We start from the raw sequence: 25617 nt of genomic DNA on the forward strand, positions 1-25617 counted from the left end.
GGCGGTCCCTAGACCCGGTCGTCCCGTTCGCACACGAAGATCGCCGAGCCCGGGATCAGGTTCCCGCGCAGCGGGGACCAGCCGCCCCACTCCTGCGTGTTCCAGGCCGGCCACTCCGGCTCGATCAGGTCCACCAGCCGGAAGCCGCCCGCCACCACGTCGCGGACCCGGTCCCCGACGGTGCGGTGGTGCTCGACGTAGACCGCGCGGCCCTCGTCGTCCTGCTCCACATAAGGGGTGCGGTCGAAGTAGGAGGCCGAGACGCTCAGGCCCTCGGGGCCCGGCTCGTCGGGGAACGCCCAGCGGATCGGGTGCGTGACGGAGAACACGAAGCGGCCGCCCGGCCGCAGCACCCGGTGCACCTCGCGCAACACCTTCACCTGGTCGGCGACGAAGGGCAGTGCGCCGTAGGCGGAGCAGGCCAGGTCGAAGGAGCCGGCCCGGAACGGGAGCGCACCGGCGTCCGCCTCCACGAGCGGCACCTGGACGGCGGCCCCGTCCTGGATGCGCTGGGCGTGCTGGAGCTGGCGGTGCGAGAGGTCGAGGGCGACGGGCCGGGCGCCCTGGGCGGCCAGCCAGCGCGAGCACTGGGCCGCGCCCGCCCCGATCTCCAGGACGTCCTTGCCGGCGAGGTCCTCGGGCGGCCCGAGGAGTTCGGCCTCCACCTCGTCGAGGCCCTCGGGGCCCCAGACGAACCGGTCGTCGCCGAGGAACGTGCCGTGCTCGACCTGGTAGTCGTCCGCGTTGCGGTCCCACCAGCCGCGGTTGGCCCGCGCGCTCTCCGTGGTGTCCGCGTCACGCCGGGTGGCCGTGGAGTCCTCGTCGACCGCGCCGGTCGGGTGCGACGGTTCGTACGCTTCGGTTGGTCCAGACTCTTGGATGATCGGCTCCCTGGTACTAATCTGCGGGCACTGCGGACCTCGTGGCCTCCCGGGACGCGATTTGTGCCGGGTATGCGGCGATCTGCCCCGGGTGTGCGCCTTCGCGCATTGACCGTGTCCGGCTGCCCCCGTATGCTACAAGTTGCGCTGCGGGCCTGCGTTCCTCAGACATAGCAGGCTGCGCTCGCATCTGTCGTATGTCCCCTCGGTTGTCGAGGCGCCTCCCGGTCATCGGGATCGGCGCTTCCTAGGCTGTCCGGCTTCTTCGGTGCGAAACAGGCTCCCGGCGTAGCAGTACCCCCCGACTTCAATGTCCGCCGGAGCCCTTTCCCACATGACGAGCAGCACCGAGACCACCGCCACCACCCCGCAGGTTGCGGTCAACGACATCGGTAACGAGGAAGCTTTCCTCGCCGCCATCGACGAGACGATCAAGTACTTCAACGATGGCGACATCGTCGACGGCGTCATCGTCAAGGTTGACCGGGACGAGGTTCTCCTCGACATCGGTTACAAGACCGAAGGTGTCATCCCGAGCCGCGAGCTCTCGATCAAGCACGACGTCGACCCGAACGAGGTCGTCAAGGTCGGCGACGAGATCGAGGCCCTGGTTCTCCAGAAGGAGGACAAGGAAGGCCGCCTGATCCTCTCGAAGAAGCGCGCTCAGTACGAGCGTGCCTGGGGCACCATCGAGAAGATCAAGGAAGAAGACGGCATCGTCACCGGTACCGTCATCGAGGTCGTCAAGGGTGGTCTCATCCTCGACATCGGCCTCCGTGGCTTCCTGCCGGCGTCCCTCGTCGAGATGCGCCGCGTTCGCGACCTCCAGCCTTACGTGGGCAAGGAGCTCGAGGCGAAGATCATCGAGCTGGACAAGAACCGCAACAACGTGGTCCTGTCCCGCCGTGCCTGGCTCGAGCAGACCCAGTCCGAGGTCCGCCAGACGTTCCTCACGACCCTGCAGAAGGGTCAGGTCCGCTCCGGCGTCGTCTCCTCGATCGTCAACTTCGGTGCCTTCGTGGACCTGGGTGGCGTCGACGGTCTCGTCCACGTCTCCGAGCTCTCCTGGAAGCACATCGACCACCCGTCCGAGGTTGTCGAGGTCGGCCAGGAAGTCACCGTCGAGGTCCTCGACGTCGACATGGACCGTGAGCGTGTCTCCCTGTCGCTGAAGGCGACGCAGGAAGACCCGTGGCAGCAGTTCGCCCGCACGCACCAGATCGGCCAGGTCGTTCCCGGCAAGGTCACGAAGCTGGTTCCGTTCGGTGCGTTCGTCCGCGTCGACGAGGGCATCGAGGGCCTGGTCCACATCTCCGAGCTGGCCGAGCGCCACGTGGAGATCCCGGAGCAGGTCGTCCAGGTCAACGACGAGATCTTCGTCAAGGTCATCGACATCGACCTCGAGCGCCGTCGCATCAGCCTCTCGCTGAAGCAGGCCAACGAGGCGTTCGGCGCCGACCCGTCGGCCGTCGAGTTCGACCCGACCCTGTACGGCATGGCCGCGTCGTACGACGACCAGGGCAACTACATCTACCCCGAGGGCTTCGACCCCGAGACGAACGACTGGCTCGAGGGCTTCGAGACCCAGCGCGAGGCTTGGGAGGGTCAGTACGCCGAGGCGCAGCAGCGCTTCGAGCAGCACCAGGCCCAGGTCATCAAGTCCCGCGAGGCGGACGCCCAGGCCGAGGCCGAGGGTGCCGTCGCCGGTGCCTCCGGTGCGGCTCCGGCCGCCTCCGGCGGTGGCGGTGGCGGTTCGTACTCCTCGGAGTCGGACGACAACTCGGGCGCGCTCGCTTCGGACGAGGCGCTTGCCGCGCTGCGCGAGAAGCTGGCGGGCGGCCAGAGCTGAAACGCTCTGAGCTGACAGCTGGTTGACAGTGGGCCCGCATCCCCTCGGGGGTGCGGGCCCACTGGCGTGTCCGGCGCGTGCGGCGGACGGGACGGCGTGGATCCGGCCCGCCCTAGGTCAGGGGGATGTTGGTCAGGCCCCTGCCGCCCGTCACCGTGTTGGTGGCGGTCACCGTGGTCGGGCAGCCGGCGCTCGCGTTCGTGACGTCGATGGCCAGCCGGGTGGCGCCGGTCGCGCCGGTCAGGTCCGACTGGTTGCCGCGGAAGACCGTGCCGCAGCCCCAGCCGGTCTGCTGGGTGTGGGTCTGGTAGCCGTCGTTGGTGGTGGCGGTGCCCCTGTTGTTCTCCACCAGGACGTTGTTGCCCTTCACGTCGACCCACGAGTCGTCGTAGTTGGCGCCGGTCAGGCCGCTGCCGTCGAAGGTGTTGCCGATGACGCGCGCACCCGTCGTGCCCTCCTTGATGTCGACGTTCTCGCCGCCGACGCCGGGGCCGATGGTGTTGCCGGAGATCGTGACGCCGTCGCTCCTGTCGGAGAGCGTGTTGGCGGTGCCGACGTACACCCCCTCGCCCATGCCGCGGCCGTCGTGACCGGTGTCGTAGATGCGTGAGTTCCTGATGGTGCCGTCGGAGCTGGAGTTGCGGAAGTGGACGCCCTCCATGTCCAGGTCGTGCACGGTGACCGAGTCGACCAGGACGCCCCGTGCCGTGTCGATCATGATGCCCTTCTGGCCGCCGGTGACCGTGATGCCCCGGACCGTCCAGTACGCGGCGCCGTCGAGGTGCAGGCCGTAGCCGCCGCCCGCCGTGAGGACCGCCTTCGATGAGCCGGTCAGGGTGATCCGCGCGGCGGAGGTCGCCGCCGTGTAGGCCTTGAAGTTGCCGGTGTACGTGCCGTCGGCCAGGTGGATCGTGTCGCCGGGGGCGGCGGCCGTCAGCGCCGACTTGAGCTGGGCCGCCGTGGTCACCTCGATCGTGGTGGCCGCCTGGGCGGGCGCGGTGAACAGCGGGGTGGCCAGCGCCGCGGCGAGCACGGCCGGGGCGAGGAGGTGTCTGCGCATGGGGATCCCTTCGTTCTCGTACGTGAACATTGGGTGCGGACATGAACGTACGAGCGCGGCGCGGAGGCGTCAAGGTCTGGACCAGAGCGCGTGCCCGCGCGCGGGAATGCCCGTGCCCGTCCCGCGTGTTCCCCCTAGGAACACGAGGAGGAGCGGTCACTGTGCTTGATCCGCAGGATTTGTACACATGGGAGCCGAAGGGCCTGGCCGTGGTGGACGTGGCACTCGCCCAGGAGTCCGCCGGCCTTGTCATGCTCTATCACTTCGACGGCTACATCGACGCGGGGGAGACCGGCGACCAGATCGTCGAGCGTCTCCTCGACTCGCTGCCGCACCAGGTCGTGGCGCGCTTCGACCACGACCGCCTGGTCGACTACCGGGCCCGCCGCCCGCTGCTGACGTTCAAGCGCGACAGCTGGAGCGACTACGAGGTCCCCTCGATCGAGGTGCGGCTGGTCCAGGACGCCACCGGAGCGCCCTTCCTGCTGCTGTCCGGCCCCGAACCGGACGTGGAGTGGGAGCGGTTCGCGGCCGCCGTCCAGGAGATCGTGGAGCGGCTCGGCGTCCGGCTCGCGGTGAACTTCCACGGCATCCCGATGGGCGTCCCGCACACCCGGCCGGTCGGCCTCACCCCGCACGGGAACCGCACGGACCTGGTCCCCGGACACCGCAGCCCCTTCGAGGAGGCGCAGGTGCCGGGCAGCGCGGAGGCGCTGATCGAGTACCGGCTGACCGAGGCCGGGTTCGACGTGCTGGGCGTCGCCGCGCACGTCCCCCACTACATCGCGCGCTCCGCGTACCCGGACGCCGCGCTCACCGCCCTGGAGGCGATCACCGCCGCGACCGGGCTCGTCGTGCCCGGCATCGCGCACGCGCTGCGCACCGAGGCGCACCGCACCCAGACCGAGATCGACCGCCAGGTCCAGGAGGGCGACGAGGAACTCGTCGCGCTGGTCCAGGGACTTGAGCACCAGTACGACGCGGCGGCCGGCGCCGAGTCCCGGGGCAACATGCTGGCGGAGTCGATGGAGATCCCGTCCGCGGACGAGATCGGGCTCGAGTTCGAGAGGTTCCTGGCGGAGCGGGAAGGCGACTAGGCTCGCCGCAGGAGACGCTCCCCGCACGCCGGGGCGCCGAGGCGAGTGGGAGGCGCGGACTTGTTGTCTGTGGGCTTGACCGGGGGAATCGGTTCCGGCAAGAGCGAGGTGTCGAAGCTCCTCGTGGAGCGCGGCGCGCTCCTGATCGACGCGGACCACATCGCCCGCGAGGTCGTCGAGCCCGGCACGCCGGGACTCGCCGCCGTCGTCGCGGCGTTCGGCGACGACGTCCTCGCGGCCGACGGCGGCCTCGACCGCCCGAAGCTGGGGTCGATCGTCTTCACCGACCCCGACAGGCTGGCCACGCTCAACGCGATCGTGCACCCCCTGGTGGGAGCCCGGTCGGCGGAGCTCCAGGACTCGGCGGGACCGGACGCGGTCGTGGTCCACGACGTGCCCCTGCTCGCGGAGAACGGGCTGGCGCCGCTCTACGACCTGGTCGTCGTGGTCGACGCGAGCGCCGGGACCCAGCTGGACCGGCTGACCCGGCTGCGCGGCATGAGCGAGGAGGACGCGCGGGCCCGGATGGCCGTGCAGGCCACCCGCGAGAAGCGGCTCGCCATCGCCGACGTCGTCATCGACAACGACGTCCCCCTCGACCGGCTGCGCGAGCAGGTCGACGCGGTCTGGGACGACCTGGTGCGCCGGGCGCGCACCGCCTCGCAATGATCGTTCTGGCGGCGTTCACCGCGCTGGGCGGGCTCGTCGCCCTCCTCGCGGGCGCCTACGGACTCCGCCGCACCCGGCGCGTCCGCACGGCGGGGAACGTGACCGAGGCCCTGGTCAAGCCGCCGCAGCCCGGCTCCGACCGGCCGCTGCTCCAGTTCGCGACCGGCGACGGCCGGGTCGTGGAGGTCGTCTCACCGGTGCCCGCGGGCAAGCGGCTGCCGCTGGCCGCGGGCGGGGTCGTCCGCATCGCCTACGACACCGACGACCCGCGCGAGACCGTGCTGCTCGGCGGGGAACGGCCCGGCGTGGACCGGACCTTCATGATCGCCGGGGCCGTCGTCGTCCTGGCCGGGATGGTGCTCGCGGTGTCGCTGGGGTGAGTGTCCCGGCGGTGCGGCCCGGGCAGGAATAGCCCTCAGGGGCCACGGCGTTGACGTGGTCGACCCCGGAAGGAGCACACCGTGTCCGACGCCACCCCGGAGACGCACGTCATCGACTACCGCGCCGCCGAGCAGCTGCTCGCCGCGCGGGATCCCCGCGGCGCGGTGAAGCTGCTCGACGACGTGATCGCCGTGCACCCCGAGAACACCGCCGCACGGCTGCTGCGGGCGCGCGCCTTCTTCGCCGCCGCGCAGCTCCGGGCCGCCGAGCTGGAGTTCTCCATCGTCCTGGAACGCGAGCCGGACAACGCGTTCGCGCACTTCGCGCTGGCCCGCACGTACGAGCGCTGGGCCCGCCCGCAGCAGGCCCGGCGGCACTTCCGGCTGGCCGCGGCGCTCGACCCGCAGCCGGAGTACGTGGCGGCGGCGCACTTCGACGACTGACCCCGCGCACCGCCCGCGCTCGCCCGGCGCCCCTCAGGGGGCGCTTCTCCGGTACGGGGGGACGTCACGGCCCGGCTGGTAGTGCGGCCCCTGACGCAGATGGCGGACGATCAGAGCCAGGTCGACCGTCGTGACCAGCCAGAGCGCGCCGCAGGCCGCGGCCCAGACCGGACGGTGGGCGAACAGGAAGGCGACGGTGCCCGCCGTCGTGCAGAACAGGCCGAACAGCGCGAGGCCCAGGCGCAGGCGCAGCGGGCTGCGGGCGGTGACCGGCTCGTCGCCGGTCCGGATCAGATGCATGGCCGTCACCTCCGCGCGGGGAAGAGGCACCCCTTCCAGGGTGCCTCCTCGGTCACGGTGTGGGAAGCGAACGGCAGGGCGCCCGGCCGCACACGTCGACGACGGCCCCGGTGCGCAGGAACGTCGCCTTCTGCTGCCGCGCCGCCGCCGTGGAGCGCGGATCGGAGTGCGGGTCCTCGCCGTACTCCGGTGCCGTGGGCGGGGTGTTCGTCAGCGGCGGTGTCGGCGTACCGCTGTCCCAGACGACCATCGCCGAGCCGCCGCGATAGGGCGACTTGCCGGCCCGGCGGACACCCCAGTACGGGACCCGGTCGGGGCTGCGGCCCGCCGCGAGCGCGGGTGTGATCAGGCGGGCGCCGAGCGTGCGCGCCTCCACGTCGGCGGCCGCGTTCGCGACCTGGTGGTCCCCGTACGCGATGTGCATCAGGACGCGGTCGCCGGACCCGGCGAGGGTCTGCGCGTAGCCGTCGGTCTCGCCGCGGTCCCAGACCATCTGGTAGAGCCCGAGCACGATCTGCTGGCGCAGCCGGTCCGGGTAGGCCACGTCGAGGACCTGCTGGAACGGGGCGAAGTCGGCGCTGCGCTGGAGCAGCAGCCCGTAGTTCATGCCGGTCACGCCGAGCACCCCGCGCCGCAGGTCCTGCGAGGCCGCGACCAGCGCGCCGCCCAGGATGCCGCCCTGGCTGTTCCCGTCGTACGCGAGGCCGTGCGCGATGTCGATCAGGGGGCGGCCGTCCGCGGTGCGGAAAGCGGGGTCGCGGGAGAGCCCGGCCCGGTGGATCAGGGCCCGGCCCAGGAACATGGCGTTCAGCATGCCCTGTTCGGTGCGCTCGGGGACCGCGGGGAAGCGGTTCAGGTCGGCGAGCGCGCCGAGCACGACCGGGATGTCGGGCCGCGCCATGCCGATCCAGTCGGTCGCGCAGAACGTGAAGTCGTGCTCGGCCGCCATGGCCTTCACGTTGCCCGCGCCGACCTCGTCGGCGCCGCCGAGCAGCCCGTGCCCGTACAGGGCGGGCCGGGACGGCTGTCCGGTGAACGCGGTGCGGGGTATCTCGCAGCGGAACGCGGCGCTCTGGACGGCGCCCGGCAGCCGGCGCGGGGTGCCGTCGCGGTCCCGGTGCAGGGTGGAGCCGGGCGGGCCGCCGGGCAGCGAGAGATAGCCCGGGACCGTCACGGTGCCGGTGACCTCGCGGGCGATCCTGGCGTCCTGGGCGGCGTCGAGGTCGCGCACGCCGGTGACCGTGAACCGCGGTGATCCGGAGCCCAGCCTGCGGAAGGCGTCGTCGCGGATCGTGAACAGGTCGCCGGTCAGGTTGCGGGCGTCCGCGACGGTGAAGTCCCAGGCCAGATAGAGGGAGCGGGGGTCCGTGATGCCCGCGTGCCGGGCCAGTGCCGCGAGGGCGGGCCGCAGCCGGCGCTGCCGCTCGGCCAGCGGATCGTGCCGGGAGAGGCGCCCGCCCGCCACCTTCGCGTACGCGGGCGGCGCCGGGATGCGGCGGCCGTCGGCGGTCCTGAGCCCACGCAGCGCGACGGCGTAGTGGTGGCCCTCGACGAGGTTGCGCGCCGGATGGACGAGCAGGGCCCGGCGGTCCGGGCGCGTCGCGTTCGCGTCCGTCTCCGCCCAGTAGGGCGCGCGCTCGCCGGTCGTGGTGTCGAGCAGCACGATCGGTGCGTCGCGGTCGAGGGAGCGGCCGATGTCGGTCAGCGGGGCCGCGCCCGTCGCCGCCAGGTCCAGGCCCGGTACGTGGGCGAGCAGCGTCGATCCGGGCGAGAAGCCGTCCGAGCGGTTCCAGGCCGCCGGGTCCACGGCGGGCGCGCCCGCGCCGCGCGGCAGCATGTCGGCGGTGAAGGCGACCCGGCGCCCGGTCGGCGTGCCGGGGTCCGCGCGGGTGTACCAGTCGTCGGGGAAGGGCAGCAGGCAGTCGCCGCCGTCGGCCGTCAGCGGATCGCAGCCGGTGGGCCGCTGCGGGGGGTGCGCGTGCGCGGACGGGGCGAGCAGCGTGGCGGCGCCGAGCAGCGCCGCCACGAGCGTCAGAGCGGAGGAGCGGGAGCGCACGGTGGTGTCAGCCCCCGAGGTGCGCGCCGACGAAGCGGGCGTACGCGGCCTCGCCGAGGGCGTTCGGGTGCAGCGGCGCCGCCGGCGCCGTCGGCACGAAGCCCTCCACCCACTTGGTGCCGACCGCCCGGCAGGCGTCGTGGCCGGCGCTCGGCGTGCGCACGTCCACGTACTCGGCGCCGTGCGCGGCGGACTGCGCGGAGATCACCGCGTTCAGGTGGTCGACGCTTGCTTGCAGCCAGTCGGCGTCCCTGCCGAGGACCGGGACCAGCGGCCAGCAGCCGCCCTTCTTGATGTAGTCGCCGTATCCGGTGACCAGCACCCGGGCCTGCGGGGAGCGCTGGTGGACGGTGTCGAGGACGGCCGCGAGCCGCGGGCCGAACGCCTCGATCTTCTGGGCGACCGTGTCGACGCCGTCCACGACGAACTTCTTCTGGCAGCTGTCCGCCGTCGGGTCGAGTTGCAGGCAGTCCTGGGCGACGCCGACCAGACCGGCGTCGTTGCCGCCGATGGTGAGCGTGACCAGGGTGGTGTCGGCGCTGAGCGCGTCGAACTGGGGCGCCGCCCGGCCCATGTCCACCCCGAGCAGCGACAGCTTCTGCGGACCGGACATGTCTCCGGTGTCCGCGCCGGAACAGGTCACGTCGCGCAAGGTCGTCACCTTCAGCTGGTCGGCCAGCAGATGCGCGTAGTTGCGGGTGGAACGGCCGCAGGCCAGCGGGCCGGTGATCGGCGGGACCAGCGGGCCCGACGCCATCGAGTCGCCGAGCGCCACGTACACCTGGGGCGTGGCGGCCCCGGCCTGCGCGGTGCCCGCGCCGAGCGTCGCCAGGGCGGCCACCGCGACCACGGCGGCCGCCAGGCCCCGCCGGCCCCGCCGACCGCTCCGACCGCTCCGGTCGCTCCCCGAGATGGCGGTCCTGCTCGAACGTCCCTTGCTGCGCAAAGAGTTCACGGTGCGGCTCCCTGAATCTCACGGTGGGGCATGGATGGGGTCGCCGCACATGATGCAGACTCGTGGGGCAGCGCTTAACTGGTCGGTAACGCAGACTTACCGGGGGAAAGTTGTGACGCGTGACAAGACCGGGGCCACGGGCCCGCTGATCGTCGCGGGCGTCCCGGCCGCCGCGCGGCTGCGGGCCCGCGTCCCCGCCCTCACCCGGCGGGTGGTGACCCGGCTGCGCAGCGAACTGCCCGTCTACGCCGAGCTGCCCGGCGAGGAGATCGCCGGGGACATCGCCGACATCGTCCAGTACACGCTGCGGCTGCTCGCCGACGTCATCGAGCACCGCAGGCCCGCCACCGACGCCGAACTCGCCCAGCAGCGCGACTCCGCGGCCCAGCGCGCCGAGGAGGGCGTCCCGCTGGACGCGATCCTCACCGCCTACCAGATCGGTACGGCGATGTGCTGGTCCGAGCTGTCGCAGGACGCCCGTCCCGCCGAACTGCCCGACCTCAAGGAGGCCGTCGACCGGATCATGGTGCTCCAGCAGCAGGTGACCTCCGCCGTGAGCCGCGCCTACCTCCAGGCCCGCGCCATCCTCGACAGCCAGGAGCACGGCGGACGGCACGCCCTGCTCGCCGCGCTGCTGGCGGGCGACGCGGGCGAGCGGCCCGGCGTCCAGCGGCCCGCCGCCCGCTATGCCGCGCTGACCCTGCGGCTGGGCACCCACCCCGACGAGACGCTGCCCGGACCCGGTGCGGGCGTCGCCGCCCGGCGCAAGATCCGCCGGGTCCGCGCCGCTCTCGACGCGTTCGGCGCGGGCACCGGCGAACCGGCCCTGACCTCGCTCGACGGCTCCGGCGGCACGGCGCTGCTGCCGCTCGCCGACACCCCGCCCTGGTCCGCGCTGTGCGCCCTGATCGACGCGGTGTCCGGCGCGGCCGGCGTCCCGGTCACCGCCGCCGCGGCCGTCGCGGAACCCGCCGAGGTGGCCGCCGCCGTCGCCGAGAACACCGAGATCGTCGACCTGGTCGAGCGCACCGGCCGCGGCCCGGGCCTGTACCGGCTCGCCGACGTCCTCCTCGACTACCAGCTCAGCCGCCCCAGCGTCGCCCTCGAAGGGCTCGCCCGGCTGCTGCGCCCCCTGGACGGCAAGCCGGAGCTGCTGCGCACCCTGGAGACGTACCTGCGGCACGGCCTGGACCGGCGCGGCTGCGCCGCCGCCCTGCACATCCACCCCAACACCGTGGACTACCGCATCCGCCGCATCGCCCGGCTGACCGGCCTCTCGCCCGGCCGGCCCGCCGATCTCCAGCACCTGACGGCGGCACTGGTGGCCCGCCGGGCGCGTACGTTGGGTCCATGACCAGGCTGGACGAAGGAGACGCCGCGGCGGTCCTGGCGGCGACGCTCAGCGGCGACCCGGGGTGCGCCGCCTGGCTCGCCGCCCTGGAGGACCCCCGCATACCCCGGCGCGCGGCGGCCCTGCCGTCCGCGTCCGACCTGCCCGACGTGCTGCTGGACCTGGCCGTCCCGCACGAGGACATCGGCGAACTGCTCGTCCTGCACCGCGAGGTGACGGCGTCGGCGGAGCTGACCGAGCTGCTGACGCGGGCCGTCAGCGGGCTGCTGTGGCGGCTCGGGACCCCGGAAGGAGGGACGGGCCTGCCGGACGTCCCGGCCGCGGCGGGCGCGCTCGGCCGCTGCTTCGCCGTGTTCGTGTTCGTGGCCGCGCTGCCGCACACCCGGGCCCTGCACCGCGGGCACGGCGTCCCCGACGACGTCTCCCGGCACTCGCTCGCCGACCTCGGCCGCAATCTCGCCGTGCACCGCCGGCGGTTCGGCACCACGGGCCTGCTCGTGCCCTGGTGGCCGACCCGGCACTTCCGCGGCGAGCTCTACCAGTTGGGGCGGTTGCAGTTCGAGCGGCAGCGCCTGGACGGGCGGACCGGGGCGGCGGTCGCGGCCGCCGGCGCCGGCGCGGGGCCCGGCGACCCGTGTCTGAGCGTGCACATCCCCGACTTCCGCGGGCCGTTCACCCCGGATGCCTGCGACGACTCGATCGCGCGCGCCCGGGAGTTCTTCGCCCGGCACTTTCCGCGGGAGCCGGTGCGGGTCGCCGTCTGCGACTCCTGGCTCCTGGACGAGCAGCTGCGGAGGTACCTGCCGGCCGACTCCAACATCGTCCGCTTCCAGGACCGTTTCGAGCCGGTCCGCCCGGCGCCGGGGGCCGCGCCCCGGCCCGCCGAGGACGACACCCCGGTCACTTTCGTCTTCGGCGGCACCGAGACCCCGCGCGCCCGGCTGCCCCGCCGCACCGGTCTCCAGCGCGCCGTCCTCGGCCACCTCGACGCGGGCGGCCACTGGTACCCGGGGCGGGGCTGGTTCCGGCTGTGAGGAACCCGCGGCGGGGCCGGGACGTTCTGCGGGCATGGGCCTTGAGACGCGTAGGGGATACGAGGGGACGGGGCCGGGAGCCATCACGCCGGACGGCTGCGCGGTGGAGCTGTACGCGCGGCTGCCCGTCGAGGACGAGCCGGACATCATCGCGGCCGCCGTGCCCGCGGGCGCCCGCGTGCTCGAACTGGGCTGCGGGGTCGGCCGGGTGACGCACGCCCTGCTGGAGCGGGGCTTCGAGGTCACGGCGGTGGACGAGTCGCCCGACATGCTGGAGCGGGTGCGCGGCGCCCGCACGGTCCGCTCCGCCATCGAGGACCTGGACCTGGGCGGGGAGACGTTCGACGTCGTCCTGCTCGCCTCGCTGCTGGTCAACACCGGGGACGGCGCGGTGCGGCGCGGCATGCTCGACACGGTCCGGCGGCACGTCGCCGACGACGGCTGCGTCCTGATCCAGCGGGTGCGCGACGGCGCGTACGAGGACCTGCCGCGCGAGCGCCACTTCGCGGACCAGGGGTTCACCATCCGCATGGCGGCGTCGGAGCCGGTCGGCGGCGGGGTGCGCTCGGCGACGGTGGAGTACCTGTTCCCGGACGCCGTGTGGACGCAGACGTACCGGGTCCTGCCGATGACCCCGGGGGAGTTCGAGCGGGCGCTGGCGGCGGCCGGTCTGGCGGTGGACCGGTACCTCACCGACGACCGGGTGTGGGCGCGGGCGACCCCCGCCTGACAAAGGGCCGCGGGGGGCGATGAGTTCGGGCGGGGGGCCGGGTCTACAGGGGTGACAGCGACCGACCCGCCCGCACCGCTCAGGAGACCGTCATGACGAACCTCGCAGCCGCCCCGGCCACCACCACCGCCCCCGCCCGCTCGCGTCGCGCCCGGATCGCGCTCACCACGACCACGGTCGTGCTCGCCGCGTTCTTCGCCCTCGCGAGCGCCCTGCCGAAGCTCTTCGCGGTCTCCGCGGCGGTCGACTCCTTCGAGACGATCGGCTGGGGCGCCACCGGCATGTACGTCATCGGCGCACTCGAACTCGCCGGGGCCGTCGCCCTGCTGGTGCCCGTCCTGTCCGGTGTCGCGCCGATCGCGCTCGGCGCCCTGATGATCGGCGCGTGCGTCACCCAGATCGTCTCCTTCGGCGGGGAGAACGCGGCGACCCCGCTGCTCCTGCTGATCCCCCTCGGCATCCTCGCCCGGGCGCGGCGCGACCGGAACCGGGAGCTGCTGGCGCTGGTGCGCCGTGGCGCCTGAGCCGCCGGCGCCGGGCCGGGGTCCACCGCGGTGGACCCCGGTTCAGTGCTGCCCGGGACCGCTCTCCTCGTCCGGCCCCTGACCGAAGACGCCGCGCAGCCGCTCCAGTTCGCGCCGGTCGCGCTTGGTGGGCCGGCCGGTGCCCCGGTCGCGGATGCCGACCGGCGCCACGACCTCGCGCGGCGGGGGCGGCGGGCTGTTGTCGACGTACGCCTCGACGGCGACCGGCGCCCCGACCCGCTTGCGGATCAGCCGCTTCACCACGACCACCTGTTCGTGGTGGCCGGGCCGGCGCAGCCGCACCTCGTCGCCGACGCGCACCGCGTGCGCGGGCTTCACGCTCGTCCCGTTGACCTTCACGTGCCCGCCCTTGCAGGCCGCCGCGCCCGCCGAGCGCGTCTTGACCAGCCGCACGGCCCAGATCCAGCTGTCGACGCGCACGCTCTCGCCGCCGGCCGGTGCCGCCGCCCGCGCGGCCTGCGCCGGGTCCTTCGGCGCTCCGGCCGGGCCCGTCGCGCCCGGTCCCGACGTCTGCGATGTCCTCGCTGCCATGCCCCGACCTTAATCCCGTTGCCGTCCCCGTCGGCGAGCCACGGACGAACCGCCCCGCCCCGACCCGGATAATCCGGACGAACCGCACGAAACAACCCAGCGAGGGGCGCGTACGTCATGGCAGATCCACAGGACCCCCAGGACCCCCGGGCGACGGCCGACCGGCTGATGGACGGACTGCGGGCCGACCTGGAACGGCTCGCCGCCATCCCGTCGATCGCCTTCCCGGGCTTCCCGCCCGAGCCGGTCCGCGAGGCCCACGACCTGCTCGTCGGGCTGCTGCGCGACGCCGGTGTCGACCGGATCGAGACCATCGACCTGCCCGACACCGCACCGGTGATCTTCGGCGAGATCCCGCCGCCGACCCCGGACGCCCCGACCGTCCTGCTCTACTCGCACTACGACGTCCAGCCGCCCGGCGACGAGAGCCTGTGGGACTCCCCGCCGTTCGAGCCGACCCCCGTCACGGAGGGCGGCGAGGAGGGGCTGCGGGCGCGCGGCATCGCCGACGACAAGTCGAACGTCATCGCGCACCTCGGCATGCTCCGCGCCTTCGGCGGCCGCCCGCCGGTCGGCGTCAAGATCGTCTTCGAGGGGCAGGAGGAGTACGGCAGCCCCTTCGACACCTACCCGCCCACCGACCCGGACCGGTTCGCCTGCGACGCCATGGTCATCGCCGACCTCGGCAACGTCCGTCCGGGCACCCCCACCCTCACCACCGGCCTGCGCGGCGCCGCCGAGGTGATCGTCGAGGTCCGCACGCTGCGCGAGCCCCGGCACAGCGGCGAGTTCGGCGGCGCCGCCCCCGACGCGCTGCTCGTCCTGCTCAAGGCCCTGGCCACCCTGCACGACGTGCACGGCGACGTCGCCGTCGAGGGGCTGCGGCGCGACGAGTGGACCGGCGCCGGCTTCACCGAGGACGAGTTCCGCGACCTCGCGGGCGTCGAGGCGGGCCTCCCGCTGCTCGGCAGCGGCACCCTCGGCGAGCGCCTGTGGAGCGGCCCCGCGATCACCGTCATCGGCGTCGACGCCCCCGGCGTGGACCATGCCGCGTCCGCCGTGGTCCCGTACGCCCGCGCCAAGCTCAACCTCCGCTTCCACCCCCGCCAGGACCCGCAGGAGGCCCAGGCCGCCCTGGTCCGCCACCTGAGCGCCCTCAAGCCGTTCGGCGTCCCGCTCACCGTCACCCCCGGCGACACCGGACCCGGCTACGAGGCGGCCACCGACGGCCCCGCCTACCGCGCCGCCCGCGCCGCGCTCGCGAAGGCGTGGGGCACCGACGCCTCGTACATCGCGACCGGCGGGTCCATCCCGCTGGTCAACGGGCTCGCCCAGGCCGCCCCGCGCGCCGAGGTGCTGCTCTTCGGCGCCCAGGACAACCAGTGCAACCTGCACGCCCCGAACGAGCGCGTCCTGCTCTCCGAGCTGCGCGCCACCGTCGTCGCGATGTGCGCGTTCGTCACCGGGTACGCGGCGGACTTCACCCGCGAGGAGCGGGCATGAGCACCGAGACGGCCCGCAGGCCGGAGAAGAAGAAGTTCACCTTCCCCAGCGCCCTCACCGTCCTCGCCGTCGTCACCGTCGCGGTCTGGCTGCTGGCCTTCCTGATCCCCTCGGGCCAGTACGACCGCAACGACGCCGGCGCCCCGGTCGAGGGGACCTACCACCGCGTCCCCTCCGGCCAGTCCTTCGTCGACCGCCTCAACGACCTCTTCCTCTCCCCGGTCAACGGCCTCTACGGCATCCAGGACGCCAAGACCTCCCTCGTCGGGCCGGACAACTCCGGCGACCTGTACGGCAGCGCCGGTGTCTTCCTGTTCGTGCTGGCCATCGGCGCGTTCATCACCGTCGTCTTCGCCACCGGCGCCCTCGACCGCGGCATCGGCCTGCTCGCCCACCGGCTGCGCTCGCGCGGGGCGCTGCTCATCGCCGGTGTCATGGTGGTCTTCTCCGTGCTCGGCACGGTCGAGGGCTTCGCCGAGGAGACCCTCGGGTTCTACGGCCTGATCGTGCCGCTGATGCTCGCGCTCGGCTACGACCGGATGACGGCGGTCGGCGCGATCATCCTCGGCGCCGGGGTCGGCGTGCTGTGCTCCACCGTCAACCCGTTCGCCACCGGCGTCGCCTCCTCGGCCGCCGACATCTCCCTCGGCGACGGCATCGTGCTCCGCTTCGTGATGTGGGTGGTGCTGACCGCGGTGACGGTCGCCTACGTCATCCGGTACGCGAAGCGGGTGCGGAAGGACCCCGGGCGCTCGCTCTCCGGGTTCCTGCCGGGGGACCGCGAGACGTCGGACGCCGCCGGGGCCGAGGTGCCCGAGCTGACCCGGCTGCACCGAGCCGTCCTCGTCGTCACGGCGCTCGTCTTCGCGTTCATGATCTTCTCGGTGGTGCCCTGGGCGAGCGCCCTGACCGGCGACGCGGACGCGACCCCGTACGGCTTCGAGCTCGGCTGGTCCTTCCCGCAGCTGGCGGCGCTGTTCCTGTGCGCGGCCGTCCTCGTCGGCCTGGTCGCCCGGATGGGGGAGCAGAAGATCAGCTCCACGATCATCCAGGGCGCCGCCGACTTCGTCTCGCCCGCCCTGGTCATCCTGCTGGCCCGCGGCGTCACCGTGATCATGAACAACTCGAAGATCACCGACACCGTGCTGCACGCCATCGAGGGCGTCGTGAAGGGCACCTCGTCCGGCATCTTCGCGATCATCGTCTTCGTCGTGAACCTGCCGCTGGCCTTCCTCATCCCGTCCACGTCCGGACACGCCACCCTCGCCATGCCGATCCTCGCCCCGCTCGCCGACTTCGCCGGCGTCTCGCGCGCGGTCGTCGTCACCGCCTGGGAGGCGGCCAGCGGCTGGATGAACCTGTGGGTGCCGACCACCGCCGTCACCATCGGCGGCGTGGCCCTCGCCAAGGTCGGCTACGACCGCTACCTGCGGTTCGTGTGGCCGCTGCTCGCCCTGCTGTTCGTGCTGATCTGCGGCTTCGTGGCGCTCGGCGCCGCCTTCACGTAGACCGCCCGGCCCCGCGCCGGCCGGCCCGGGGCCCTACCGTGGCGGATATGGCGGACGCACTGCGCACTCTGGACGAGCGGATCACCGGCTGCCGGGCCTGCCCGCGGCTCGTCGCCTGGCGGGAGGAGGTCGCGCGCACCCGGCGGGCGGCCTTCGCCGACGAGACGTACTGGGGCAGACCGGTCCCCGGCTTCGGCCCGTCCGACGCGTCGCTGCTGCTGGTGGGCCTCGCCCCGGCCGCGCACGGCGCCAACCGCACCGGCCGGATGTTCACCGGCGACCGCTCCGGCGAGGTGCTCTACCGCGCCCTGTACGACCTCGGGCTCGCCTCCCGCCCGGACGCCGTCGCCGCCGACGACGGCCTGACCCTGCGCGGCGTCCGCATCACGTCCCCCGTGCGCTGCGCGCCGCCCGCCAACAGGCCCACCCCCGCCGAGCGCGACACCTGCCGCCCCTGGCTGGTGCGCGAGCTGGACCTGCTGCGGCCCACCCTGCGCGCCGTCGTCGTGCTCGGCGCGTTCGGCTGGCAGGCGGCGCTGCCCGCCTTCGCCGAGGCGGGCTGGACCGTGCCCCGCCCGCGCCCCGCCTTCGCCCACGGCGCCCGCGCCGACCTCGACGGACTCGCCCTGTTCGGCTGCTTCCACGTCAGCCAGCGGAACACCTTCACCGGCCGGCTCACCCCCGCCATGCTGCGGGACGTGCTCGGCGGCGCCGCGCGCGCCGCCGGCCTGCCGGTGCGCCGGGAGCCACCGAACGGAGCAACAGATCAGGTGCGGGCAGGTGACCCTTCCTAGCGTGAAGGAGTGACGCCAACGGAGACTCCGCAGCACCTCAAGCCCCCGGTCGCCGCCTACCGCAACCTGGCCGTGGCCACGGTGGGCTTCGCGCTCACCTTCTGGGCCTGGAACCTGATCGCGCCGCTCGCCGGAGTCTTCGGATCGGACCTGGGCCTCAGCTCGTTCGCCCAGTCCTTCCTGGTCGCGGTGCCCGTGCTCGTGGGCTCGCTGGGCCGCATCCCGGTCGGCGCGCTCACCGACCGCTACGGCGCCAGGCTGCTGTTCCCGCTGATCTCGGCGCTCACCATCATCCCGGTGCTGCTGGTGATCCCGGCCCGGCACAACTTCCTCGCGATGATCGTCGTGGGCTTCCTGCTGGGTCTCGGCGGCACCACCTTCGCCATCGGCATCCCGCTGGTGAACTCCTGGTTCCCGCCCGCCCACCGCGGTCTCGCGCTCGGCGTCTTCGGCATGGGCATGGGCGGTGTCGCCCTCTCCGGCTACTTCACCCCGCGCATGGCCAAGCACGGCGAGAACCTGCCGTTCATCGTCGTCGCCATCGCGCTCGCCGCGTACGCGGTCCTGGCGGCCGTCCTCATCTCCGACCACCCCGACCGCAAGATCCCCACGACGTCCCTGGCCCGGCGGCTCGGCTCGGCCGGCCGGCTCCGCGTCACCTGGGAACTCTCCGCGCTCTACGCGATCGGCTTCGGCGGCATCGTCGCCTTCGGCGTGTACCTGCCGACGTACCTGAAGACCTGGTACGAGCTCAGCCCCACCGACGCGGGCACCAAGGCCGCCGGCTTCGCCCTGGTCACCGTCGTCTTCCGGCCCGTCGGCGGCTGGCTCTCGGACCGCGTCCATCCGGCGGTCGTCACCTCGTGCGCCCTCGCCGTCGTCGCCGTGTTCGCGATCCTCCAGGCGTTCGACCCGCAGCTGAACCCGATGGGCACCGTCTGCTTCCTGCTGATGGCGGCGGGCCTGGGCACCGCGAGCGGCTCCGTCTTCGCCCTCGTCTCGCAGGTCACCCCGCAGCCGCAGGTCGGCTCGGTCACCGGCATCGTCGGCGCGATGGGCGGCCTCGGCGGCTTCGTCCCGCCGCTGGTGATGGGCGCCATCTACAGCGCCAAGGACTCGTACTCCATCGGCTTCATGCTCCTGTCCGACCTGGCGCTCGCCGGCTGCGTGTACGCGTACGGGCGGATGCGGACCATCAAGGCGGAGTGAGGCCCGTGCCGTCCGGGAAGCCGGGGGAGCGGGTGTCGTCGGCGCCGTCGAGGCCGCCGAACAGATGGCGCACGGTCGAGCGGTAGTTCGCGCGTACGTGGTCCAGCGCGACGGAGCGCGCCCGCCCCGCGTCCCCCGCGGCCACGGCCGCGTACAGCTCGCGGTGCTCGGCGAGCTGCTGCGGCCACTCCTCGTTGCGCCGGGTCAGCCAGCGCAGGCGTCCGGCGACCGGGTGCATGACGGTGACGAGGAGGCTGTTGCCGGCCAGGGCCAGCAGGTCGTCGTGGAAGCGGGAGTTGACCTCGGTCAGGGTCTCCGCGTCGTCCGTCCGGGTCGCCTCCGCGGCGCGGTCGAGCAGCAGGGCGAGCCGCGCCAGCTCCGCCCCGCCCGCCCGCTCGGCGGCGAGCCCGGCCGCGTAGACCTCCAACGCCTCGCGCAGCTCGAAGAGTTCCGCGACATCGGTGCGGGTCAGCGTGCGCACGACCGCGCGCCGGGGCGTGTCGAAGGTGACGAAGCCCTCGGCGACCAGCGCCCGTACCGCCTCGCGCACCGGCACCCGTGACACCCCGAACCGCTCGGCCAGCTCCCGCTCGACGAGCCGGTCGCCGGGCCGCAGCCGTCCGGCGACGATGTCCCCGCGCAACGCGCCGAGCACCCGCTCGCGCACCGCGCCCAGCGGTTCGGCCGTCGTCATGCCCCCATCCTCGCCGATCCGGCCGGGACCGGTTTACCGAGACGTAACTGCCCGGTCATTGCCGGGAGTCACCCGGAGCGGGACCATGGCGACGCTTTGGTATACCAAAGATGTCCCGGGATCCAGGAGGCTCTCATGTCCGTGGCCGAACCCGTGCAGGCGTCGTCGTCGGACGGCGGTGACTTCGTCCCCGACCCGCGTCTGGTCAACGAGGACCTGGCGCCCGCGGGCGACGGGCAGCGCACCTGGAAGGTCTACGACCTCTTCGCCCTGTGGATGTCCGACGTCCACAACCTCGGCAACTACACCTTCGCGGCGGGCCTGTTGGTGCTCGGCCTCAACGCCTGGCAGATCTTCACCGCCCTGCTGATCGGCTTCGTCCTCATCTACGCGGGCTGCAACGCGATGGGCCGCATCGGCCAGCGCCACGGTGTGCCCTTCCCGGTCGTCAGCCGGATCGGCTTCGGCGTCTGGGGCGCCAACATCCCGGCCCTCGTCCGGGCCGTCATCGCCATCATGTGGTACGGCATCCAGACCTACCTGGCGTCGGTGGCGGTGAACGTGATGGTGCTCGCCGCGTTCCCCGGCATGGAGTCGTGGACCCGCCACTCCTTCCTCGGCCTGCACGCGCTGGGCTGGGCGTCGTTCCTCACGCTGTGGCTGGTGCAGTTCCTGATCATCACGCAGGGCATGGAGTCGGTCCGCAGGTTCCAGGACTTCTGCGGACCGGCGATCTGGGTGGTGATGCTCGCCCTCGCCGTCTGGATCTGGGCGAAGGCCGGCTGGACGATCTCCCTGACCACCACCCCGCACCCGGTCCCGACGGGCGAGCAGGTCCGGCAGTGGTTCGGCGCGATAGGGCTGATCCTCGCGACCTACGGCACGCTGATGCTCAACTTCTGCGACTTCTCGCGCTTCGCCCCCGGCTACCGCACGGTCCGGCGCGGCAACTTCTGGGGCCTGCCGGTCAACTCCACCGCGTTCGTGATCCTCTCGGTGATGGTGACGGCGGGCAGCGTCGAGGTGTTCGGGGAGGCGATCACCGATCCGGCGCTGCTCGTGGCGCGGATCGGCAACACCTGGGTCCTCGTCTTCGGCGCGCTGACCTTCGCGGTCGCCACGATGGGCGTGAACATCGTCGCCAACTTCGTGTCGCCCGCCTACGACCTGGCGAACGTGTGGCCGCAGCGGATCACGTTCAAGGTGGGCGGCGCGATCTCGACGGTGGCGGCACTGGTGGTGACGCCGTGGAACCTGTACTCGAACCCGAACGTCGTGAACTACTTCCTCGGCGGCCTGGGCGCCTTCCTGGGACCGCTGTTCGGCATCATCATGCTCGACTACTTCTGGGTGAAGCGCGGCAGGATCGACACCGCCGCGCTCTTCGACGCGACGCCCGGCTCGCGCTACTACTACCGGCACGGCGTGAACCCGAAGGCGCTCGCGGCCTTCGTCCCCGCGGCGGCGCTGGCCGTCGTCCTCGCCCTGGTGCCGTACTTCGACGACGTCGCGGCGTACTCGTGGTTCATCGGGACCGCGCTGTCGGCGCTCCTGTACGGGGTGATCTGCCGGGCGGAGCGCGCCGCGTCCTGAGCCGGGGCGCGCACCGCGCGGCCGAACGAGTGCATTCGGGGGCAACCCGGCCCGTCGCGGGGCCCGTTGGGCCGGGCCCCCGACGATCATCCGGCCATGTCCCTGTCTCCGCGCCCGGTCCTCGGCGCTCTGCTGACCGCGTTCCTCGCCCTGGCCCCGGCGACGGCCGCGGCCCCCTCGGACGGCCCGGCCGCCGCGTTCTGGGTGGACCCCGGCTCGGCGGCGGCCCGCCAGGCGGCGGCCTACCGCGCCCAGCGCCGCCCGGCCGACGCCCGCCTCATCGACCGCATCGCCACCCGCCCCCAGGCGACCTGGCTCAACGGCGCGGGGCCCGGCCCCGCGGTCGGCTCCGTCACCCGGGCCGCGGCCCGCGCCCACCGCACCCCGGTTCTGGTCGCCTACGACATCCCGCACCGCGACTGCGGGCTGCACTCGGCGGGCGGCGCCGACGGCGCGGCCGCCTACCGCGCCTACGTCGACTCCTTCGCCTCCGGCATCGGCACCCGGTCCGCGTACGTGATCGTGGAGCCGGACGCGGTGGCCTCGACGGTGGCGGGCTGCGCGGGGGCCGACCCGAAGGAGCGCAACGCGCTGCTGACCTACGCGGTGAACCGGTTCTCCGCGCTCCCGCGCACCCGGGTCTACCTGGACGCGGGCAACCCCGGCTGGATCCCGGACGTCGGGCGGCTCGCGGCGGCGCTGCGCTCCGCGGGCGTCGGCAGGGCCGACGGGGTGGCGCTGAACGTCTCCAACTACCGTACGAACAAGGAGAGCGCGGACTACGGGCGCCGTCTGGTGGCGGCCCTCGGCGGCGGCAAGCGCGTCGTCATCGACACCAGCCGCAACGGCAACGGCCCCTACGCGGGCGCGGACGCCTGGTGCAACCCGCCCGGCCGCGCCCTGGGCGTCGCGCCGACCACGCGCACCAGGAACCCGCTGATCGACGCGTATCTGTGGGTGAAGCGGCCCGGGGAGTCGGACGGGACGTGCCGGGGCGGACCGGCGGCGGGGGTCTGGTGGCCGGCGAAGGGGCTGGAACTGGCCCGCAACGCGCGCGGCTGAACCGGCCCGGCACGGGCGTCCACGCCGCGCCGACATCGCTTTTTGAGCCGAATTTTACGGAATGATGGCTTCCGCGTGTTCCGGAGATCGCCAAGGGTATCCGGGCGTTTCCTCACTTCGAACTCTCGGTGAGCGGGGGCGGGAACGCCTCCGCGGGAAGGCGGTCTGATGCGCATCGCACGGACAGTCGCAGCGTGCATGGTCGCGGGTATATCGGTCACGGGCCTGGCCGCGTGCGGCGGGGGCGACGGCGACGAGCCGTTCCAGGGAGACAGCGCCGACAAGGTCGCGGACAAGGCGGTGGCCGCCACGCGCGAGGCCGAGTCCCTGCGCATGAAGGGCAAGGTGCGCCAGAGCGGCGGTGAGCCGGTCGCCATCGACATCGCGGTCGACCAGCAGAAGAACTGTCAGGGCACGGTCTCCGTCTCGGGCGCGAAGGCCGAGGTCAGGCACGTGAAGGCCACGTTCTACCTGAAGGGCGACGAGCAGTACTGGCGCTCCAGCCTCAAGCAGCAGCCCGGCGCCGGGAAACTGGTGCCGAAGGTCGCCGGCAAGTGGGTCGAGGTCCCCGCCCAGGACGACCAGATCACCGGGCTGTGCGACAAGCAGGGCCTGCTCGCCGCGATGGACGAGGACAAGTCGGAGCGCAAGGGCCTGAAGAAGGGCGGCACCAGCACCATCGACGGCACGAAGGCGCTGGCCCTGCACAAGACCAAGGGCGGCGAGAAGACCACCCTGTACGTCGCCGCGGAGGGCAAGCCGTACATCCTCAAGGTCACCACGACCGGGGGCAGCGAGCCGGAGACGACCACGTTCTCCGACTACGGCAAGAAAGTCAGCCCGGACCAGCCCGCGGACGGTGAGACGGTCGACCTGAAGCGGCTCGCGGCTCAGTAGTCACGGTGGTCACGCGCGGTCGCGTGCGTGTCGGCCGGCGGGGGCGTCGGGTTTACGGGCATCGGCCCCGGTTATCCGGAAGTTCGCTGTCCAGCGCTTCACCCTTCCCCGACGACTGCGAGATGCCGACGTGACCGATACATCATCCGAGCAGGGATCCAAGGAGTCCGCGGAGTCCCAGGAGTCCGCGGAGTCCGACACGTCACAGGAGTCCGACACGTCCCAGGAGTCCGACGCGTCACAGGAATCCAAGGAGTCCAAGGAGCCCGCGGAGTCCTCGGAGGACCGCAAGACCCGTTTCACGGTGCTGGTGGCACTCGGCGCGAATCTGCTGATCGCCGTGGCCAAGGCGGTCGGCGGACTCTTCGCCGGGTCCCCCGCGCTGCTGTCGGAGGCGGCCCACTCCGTCGCCGACAGCCTCAACGAGGTGTTCCTGCTCGCCGCGCTGCGGCGCAGCAGGCGCCCCGCCGACCGCCAGCACCCCTTCGGCTACGGCAAGGAGCGCTTCTTCTGGTCGCTCCTCGCCGCCGTGGGCATCTTCGTCATGGGCGGCTGCTTCTCCTTCTTCCAGGGGTTCGAGGCGTTCACCAAGGGCGGTGCCGAGGAGTCCAAGAGCGGATTCGTCGTCGGACTCGTCGTGCTGGGCGTCGCCTTCGTCGCGGAGGGCACCTCGCTGGCCCGCGCCGTGCACCAGGTGCGCAAGCAGCCCGGCGACGGCATCGGCTCGGACCCGGCGCTGCGCACGGTGCTCGCCGAGGACGCGACGGCCGTCATCGGCGTCGTGCTGGCGGCCGCCGGTCTGGTCCTGCACCGGATGACGGGCCACATCGAGTGGGAGGCGGCCGCGTCCGTCGTCATCGGGGCGCTGCTGGTGTTCGTCGCCTACCGCCTCGGGCGCAGCGCCCGCGACCAGCTGATCGGCGAGGGCGACCCCAAGCTGCACCACGACATCCGTGAACTGCTCGACGAGCAGCCGGAGATCGAGGCCGTCGCCGCGCTGCACATCATGCGGCTGGGGATGGACTCGACGCTGGTCGCGGCGCGGATCGACCTCGTGCCCGGCCTGGAGAGCGAGCAGCTGGAGCTGGTGAGCGAGCGCATCAAGCGGACGGTGCACGAGCGCTGGCCGGAGGCCGACCAGGTGTTCCTGGACGTGGTCGAGGCGCCGACGGGAGTGTGGGAGAGCCCGGCGGAGGGCGCGGCCCGCGCGAGCGGCTGACCGTCACCGAGGGCCGTCACCGACGACCGTCACCGAGGGCCCCGGACCGGCGACCGCCCGGTCCGGGGCCCTCGGCGCACCGCCGGTCCGGGCACCCGGCGGCACATCACCGGTTGTCCGGGCACGCGAAAAGGCTCCGCACCACCCGGGGGAACGGGGGTGCGGAGCCTTCTCGACGAGGACCGGTGGGTACCGGCGGGAGCCGCGTGGAGGTGTTACTCGGTGGCCATCAGGCCGGCGCGGAGCTTGCCGACGACCTTGGTGATCAGGCGGGAGACGTGCATCTGCGAGTAGCCGAGCTCGTCCGCGATGTCCTGCTGGGTGCGCTCCTCGACGAAGCGCAGGTGGATCAGGCGGCGGTCCCGCTCGTCCAGGTCCGCGACCAGCGGCGCGAGGGAGTGGAAGTTCTCGACGAGCTCGAAGCGGTCCTCGTCGACACCGATGAAGTCGGCGAGCATGGTGTCGGACTCGTCGTCCGAGCCGTTGACCGCCGCGTCGAGGGAGACGCTGTTGTAACCGTTGGACGCCTTCTGCGCCTCGGCGACCTCCGACACGTCGAGCTGCATCAGCTCGGCCAGCTCCGCCGTCGACGGCGTGCGGCCCAGCCGGGTGTGCAGCTCCTCGGTGGCCTTGGACAGCTCGATGCGCGCCTCCTGGAGCCGGCGCGGCACGTGCACGGCCCACGAGGTGTCGCGGAAGAAGCGCTTTATCTCACCGACGATGTACGGCACGGCGAAAGAGGTGAACTCGACCTCGCGGGTCAGCTCGAACCGGTCGATCGCCTTGATCAGGCCGATCGTGCCGACCTGGACGATGTCCTCCATCTCCTCCTGGCCGCGGTGCTTGAAGCGCGAGGCCGCGTACCGCACCAGGGAGAGGTTCATCTCGATCAGCACATTGCGCACGTAGCTGTACTCGTGCGTGCCCTCTTCGAGCTGGGTGAGGCGGTCGAAGAAGTGCTTGCCCAGCTCGCGGGCATCCTTCGGGCGCACGGAGGCGGGATCGGCGTAGGCACGCTCAATCAGACTTGCCTCGACCTGATCGGCCGTGATGTGCGCCTGCTCGTGAACTGCCACGGTACTCATTGCCGCCGGCCCTGCCTCTCGTCGTATGGATGCGTCTCCCCGCACGGCTGCGGTTACCCCGGACTCCTGCGCACATACATACGATACGACGTGTCTTGCGACGCTCTTTCTCCGACGGCTGGCCGGATGTGTGCGTTGCCCGATATCGCCCCCTTTCGTGATGGACCGTCC

The 25617-nt window shown here is 72.8% G+C and carries 25 protein-coding genes; 17 read left to right on the forward strand and 8 right to left on the reverse strand.

Going from position 1 to position 25617, the window contains the following annotated elements:
• Positions 1-8 precede the first annotated feature (8 nt).
• A complete protein-coding gene (locus ACIP5K_RS09280; RefSeq protein WP_401407568.1) occupies positions 9-902 on the reverse strand; it encodes a class I SAM-dependent methyltransferase in 894 nt (297 codons plus the stop codon).
• 313 nt (positions 903-1215) lie between these two features.
• Between ACIP5K_RS09280 and rpsA the strand changes: the two genes are divergently transcribed.
• Positions 1216-2730 (forward strand): 30S ribosomal protein S1, encoded by a 1515-nt coding sequence (rpsA, locus tag ACIP5K_RS09285; protein WP_401407075.1) that lies wholly within the window; start codon positions 1216-1218, stop codon positions 2728-2730.
• A 112-nt stretch (positions 2731-2842) separates the two neighbouring features.
• Here rpsA and ACIP5K_RS09290 read toward each other — a convergent pair whose 3' ends face one another.
• The gene (locus tag ACIP5K_RS09290; protein ID WP_401407077.1) at positions 2843-3790 is read right to left on the reverse strand and encodes a right-handed parallel beta-helix repeat-containing protein; all 948 of its coding nucleotides are present in this window, start codon (positions 3788-3790) and stop codon (positions 2843-2845) included.
• Between the two features lie 161 nt (positions 3791-3951).
• On the opposite strand from ACIP5K_RS09290, the gene ACIP5K_RS09295 reads away from it, so the two are divergent.
• The 4 genes from ACIP5K_RS09295 (at position 3952) to ACIP5K_RS09310 (ending at position 6380) form a co-directional block, all read left to right on the forward strand.
• Positions 3952-4887 (forward strand): PAC2 family protein, encoded by a 936-nt coding sequence (locus tag ACIP5K_RS09295; RefSeq protein WP_401407079.1) that lies wholly within the window; start codon positions 3952-3954, stop codon positions 4885-4887.
• A gap of 60 nt (positions 4888-4947) precedes the next feature.
• Complete coding sequence (gene coaE / locus ACIP5K_RS09300) at positions 4948-5556, forward strand: dephospho-CoA kinase (RefSeq protein WP_401407081.1); 609 nt, start codon at positions 4948-4950, stop codon at positions 5554-5556.
• Positions 5553-5936 carry a DUF3592 domain-containing protein gene (locus tag ACIP5K_RS09305; RefSeq protein ID WP_401407083.1) on the forward strand — a complete coding sequence of 128 codons (384 nt, stop codon included), beginning with the start codon at positions 5553-5555 and terminating at the stop codon, positions 5934-5936. Before coaE ends, ACIP5K_RS09305 begins: the two co-directional genes overlap by 4 nt.
• Before the next feature lie 81 nt (positions 5937-6017).
• Positions 6018-6380 carry a tetratricopeptide repeat protein gene (locus tag ACIP5K_RS09310; RefSeq protein ID WP_401407085.1) on the forward strand — a complete coding sequence of 121 codons (363 nt, stop codon included), beginning with the start codon at positions 6018-6020 and terminating at the stop codon, positions 6378-6380.
• A 33-nt stretch (positions 6381-6413) separates the two neighbouring features.
• On the opposite strand, the gene ACIP5K_RS09315 is transcribed toward ACIP5K_RS09310, so the two are convergent.
• From ACIP5K_RS09315 to ACIP5K_RS09325, 3 genes are read right to left on the reverse strand one after another with little or no spacing between them, the layout of a single operon-like run.
• A complete protein-coding gene (locus ACIP5K_RS09315; RefSeq protein WP_401407087.1) occupies positions 6414-6680 on the reverse strand; it encodes a DUF6343 family protein in 267 nt (88 codons plus the stop codon).
• Positions 6681-6732: 52 nt separating this feature from the next.
• The gene (locus ACIP5K_RS09320; protein WP_401407089.1) at positions 6733-8736 is read right to left on the reverse strand and encodes a hypothetical protein; all 2004 of its coding nucleotides are present in this window, start codon (positions 8734-8736) and stop codon (positions 6733-6735) included.
• Positions 8737-8743: 7 nt separating this feature from the next.
• Positions 8744-9577 carry an SGNH/GDSL hydrolase family protein gene (locus ACIP5K_RS09325; RefSeq protein ID WP_401407570.1) on the reverse strand — a complete coding sequence of 278 codons (834 nt, stop codon included), beginning with the start codon at positions 9575-9577 and terminating at the stop codon, positions 8744-8746.
• Between the two features lie 226 nt (positions 9578-9803).
• Here ACIP5K_RS09325 and ACIP5K_RS09330 point away from each other — a divergent pair, with 226 nt between their 5' ends.
• From ACIP5K_RS09330 to ACIP5K_RS09345, 4 genes are all read left to right on the forward strand, one after another.
• Positions 9804-11045 (forward strand): PucR family transcriptional regulator, encoded by a 1242-nt coding sequence (locus ACIP5K_RS09330; protein ID WP_401407091.1) that lies wholly within the window; start codon positions 9804-9806, stop codon positions 11043-11045.
• Positions 11042-12076 carry an acyltransferase domain-containing protein gene (locus ACIP5K_RS09335; protein WP_401407093.1) on the forward strand — a complete coding sequence of 345 codons (1035 nt, stop codon included), beginning with the start codon at positions 11042-11044 and terminating at the stop codon, positions 12074-12076. Before ACIP5K_RS09330 ends, ACIP5K_RS09335 begins: the two co-directional genes overlap by 4 nt.
• Positions 12077-12110: 34 nt before the next feature.
• Positions 12111-12806 carry a class I SAM-dependent methyltransferase gene (locus ACIP5K_RS09340; RefSeq protein ID WP_401407095.1) on the forward strand — a complete coding sequence of 232 codons (696 nt, stop codon included), beginning with the start codon at positions 12111-12113 and terminating at the stop codon, positions 12804-12806.
• A gap of 92 nt (positions 12807-12898) precedes the next feature.
• Positions 12899-13330, forward strand: a complete 432-nt coding sequence (locus tag ACIP5K_RS09345) for a DoxX family protein (RefSeq protein WP_401407097.1) — start codon at positions 12899-12901, stop codon at positions 13328-13330.
• 42 nt (positions 13331-13372) lie between these two features.
• Here the strand turns inward: ACIP5K_RS09345 and ACIP5K_RS09350 are convergent, their stop codons facing one another.
• Positions 13373-13882: an RNA-binding S4 domain-containing protein gene (locus ACIP5K_RS09350; protein ID WP_401407099.1), complete on the reverse strand. Its 510-nt coding sequence runs from the start codon at positions 13880-13882 to the stop codon at positions 13373-13375.
• 117 nt (positions 13883-13999) lie between these two features.
• Between ACIP5K_RS09350 and ACIP5K_RS09355 the strand changes: the two genes are divergently transcribed.
• Genes ACIP5K_RS09355 through ACIP5K_RS09370 form a run of 4 tightly spaced genes read left to right on the forward strand, consistent with a single transcriptional unit; the run spans position 14000 to position 18896 of the window.
• Positions 14000-15385: a M20/M25/M40 family metallo-hydrolase gene (locus ACIP5K_RS09355; protein ID WP_401407101.1), complete on the forward strand. Its 1386-nt coding sequence runs from the start codon at positions 14000-14002 to the stop codon at positions 15383-15385.
• Positions 15382-16893, forward strand: coding sequence for a YfcC family protein (locus ACIP5K_RS09360; protein ID WP_401407103.1), 1512 nt, complete (start codon positions 15382-15384; stop codon positions 16891-16893). The genes ACIP5K_RS09355 and ACIP5K_RS09360 overlap by 4 nt, the downstream gene beginning before the upstream one ends.
• A gap of 47 nt (positions 16894-16940) precedes the next feature.
• Positions 16941-17687, forward strand: a complete 747-nt coding sequence (locus ACIP5K_RS09365; RefSeq protein WP_401407105.1) for a uracil-DNA glycosylase — start codon at positions 16941-16943, stop codon at positions 17685-17687.
• Positions 17688-17696: 9 nt separating this feature from the next.
• On the forward strand, positions 17697-18896 hold the full coding sequence (locus ACIP5K_RS09370; RefSeq protein WP_401407107.1) for an MFS transporter: 1200 nt from the start codon (positions 17697-17699) through the stop codon (positions 18894-18896).
• On the opposite strand, the gene ACIP5K_RS09375 is transcribed toward ACIP5K_RS09370, so the two are convergent.
• Positions 18883-19590, reverse strand: a complete 708-nt coding sequence (locus ACIP5K_RS09375; protein WP_401407109.1) for a GntR family transcriptional regulator — start codon at positions 19588-19590, stop codon at positions 18883-18885. The genes ACIP5K_RS09370 and ACIP5K_RS09375 overlap by 14 nt on opposite strands.
• Positions 19591-19725: 135 nt before the next feature.
• Here ACIP5K_RS09375 and ACIP5K_RS09380 point away from each other — a divergent pair, with 135 nt between their 5' ends.
• From ACIP5K_RS09380 to ACIP5K_RS09395, 4 genes are all read left to right on the forward strand, one after another.
• Positions 19726-21183 carry an NCS1 family nucleobase:cation symporter-1 gene (locus ACIP5K_RS09380; protein ID WP_401407111.1) on the forward strand — a complete coding sequence of 486 codons (1458 nt, stop codon included), beginning with the start codon at positions 19726-19728 and terminating at the stop codon, positions 21181-21183.
• A 96-nt stretch (positions 21184-21279) separates the two neighbouring features.
• Positions 21280-22245, forward strand: coding sequence for a glycoside hydrolase family 6 protein (locus tag ACIP5K_RS09385; RefSeq protein WP_401407113.1), 966 nt, complete (start codon positions 21280-21282; stop codon positions 22243-22245).
• Between the two features lie 198 nt (positions 22246-22443).
• A complete protein-coding gene (locus ACIP5K_RS09390; protein ID WP_401407115.1) occupies positions 22444-23142 on the forward strand; it encodes a hypothetical protein in 699 nt (232 codons plus the stop codon).
• A 130-nt stretch (positions 23143-23272) separates the two neighbouring features.
• Entirely contained in the window at positions 23273-24361 is a 1089-nt protein-coding gene (locus ACIP5K_RS09395) for a cation diffusion facilitator family transporter (RefSeq protein WP_401407117.1), read from the forward strand.
• A gap of 215 nt (positions 24362-24576) precedes the next feature.
• On the opposite strand, the gene ACIP5K_RS09400 is transcribed toward ACIP5K_RS09395, so the two are convergent.
• Positions 24577-25446 carry a SigB/SigF/SigG family RNA polymerase sigma factor gene (locus ACIP5K_RS09400; protein WP_401407119.1) on the reverse strand — a complete coding sequence of 290 codons (870 nt, stop codon included), beginning with the start codon at positions 25444-25446 and terminating at the stop codon, positions 24577-24579.
• Positions 25447-25617: the final 171 nt, after the last annotated feature.

It is taken from the genome of Streptomyces sp. NPDC088785 (genome assembly GCF_044750685.1).
Taxonomy (GTDB): domain Bacteria; phylum Actinomycetota; class Actinomycetes; order Streptomycetales; family Streptomycetaceae; genus Streptomyces.

Coding starts and splice junctions, on each gene's coding strand:
- rpsA (WP_401407075.1), top strand. CDS start 1,216: ATGACGAGCAGCACCGAGACCACCGCCACCACCCCGCAGGTTGCGGTC.
- ACIP5K_RS09290 (WP_401407077.1), bottom strand. CDS start 3,790: ATGCGCAGACACCTCCTCGCCCCGGCCGTGCTCGCCGCGGCGCTGGCC.
- ACIP5K_RS09305 (WP_401407083.1), top strand. CDS start 5,553: ATGATCGTTCTGGCGGCGTTCACCGCGCTGGGCGGGCTCGTCGCCCTC.
- ACIP5K_RS09315 (WP_401407087.1), bottom strand. CDS start 6,680: ATGCATCTGATCCGGACCGGCGACGAGCCGGTCACCGCCCGCAGCCCG.
- ACIP5K_RS09335 (WP_401407093.1), top strand. CDS start 11,042: ATGACCAGGCTGGACGAAGGAGACGCCGCGGCGGTCCTGGCGGCGACG.
- ACIP5K_RS09340 (WP_401407095.1), top strand. CDS start 12,111: ATGGGCCTTGAGACGCGTAGGGGATACGAGGGGACGGGGCCGGGAGCC.
- ACIP5K_RS09345 (WP_401407097.1), top strand. CDS start 12,899: ATGACGAACCTCGCAGCCGCCCCGGCCACCACCACCGCCCCCGCCCGC.
- ACIP5K_RS09350 (WP_401407099.1), bottom strand. CDS start 13,882: ATGGCAGCGAGGACATCGCAGACGTCGGGACCGGGCGCGACGGGCCCG.
- ACIP5K_RS09355 (WP_401407101.1), top strand. CDS start 14,000: ATGGCAGATCCACAGGACCCCCAGGACCCCCGGGCGACGGCCGACCGG.
- ACIP5K_RS09360 (WP_401407103.1), top strand. CDS start 15,382: ATGAGCACCGAGACGGCCCGCAGGCCGGAGAAGAAGAAGTTCACCTTC.
- ACIP5K_RS09365 (WP_401407105.1), top strand. CDS start 16,941: ATGGCGGACGCACTGCGCACTCTGGACGAGCGGATCACCGGCTGCCGG.
- ACIP5K_RS09375 (WP_401407109.1), bottom strand. CDS start 19,590: ATGACGACGGCCGAACCGCTGGGCGCGGTGCGCGAGCGGGTGCTCGGC.
- ACIP5K_RS09380 (WP_401407111.1), top strand. CDS start 19,726: ATGTCCGTGGCCGAACCCGTGCAGGCGTCGTCGTCGGACGGCGGTGAC.
- ACIP5K_RS09385 (WP_401407113.1), top strand. CDS start 21,280: ATGTCCCTGTCTCCGCGCCCGGTCCTCGGCGCTCTGCTGACCGCGTTC.
- ACIP5K_RS09390 (WP_401407115.1), top strand. CDS start 22,444: ATGGTCGCGGGTATATCGGTCACGGGCCTGGCCGCGTGCGGCGGGGGC.
- ACIP5K_RS09400 (WP_401407119.1), bottom strand. CDS start 25,446: ATGAGTACCGTGGCAGTTCACGAGCAGGCGCACATCACGGCCGATCAG.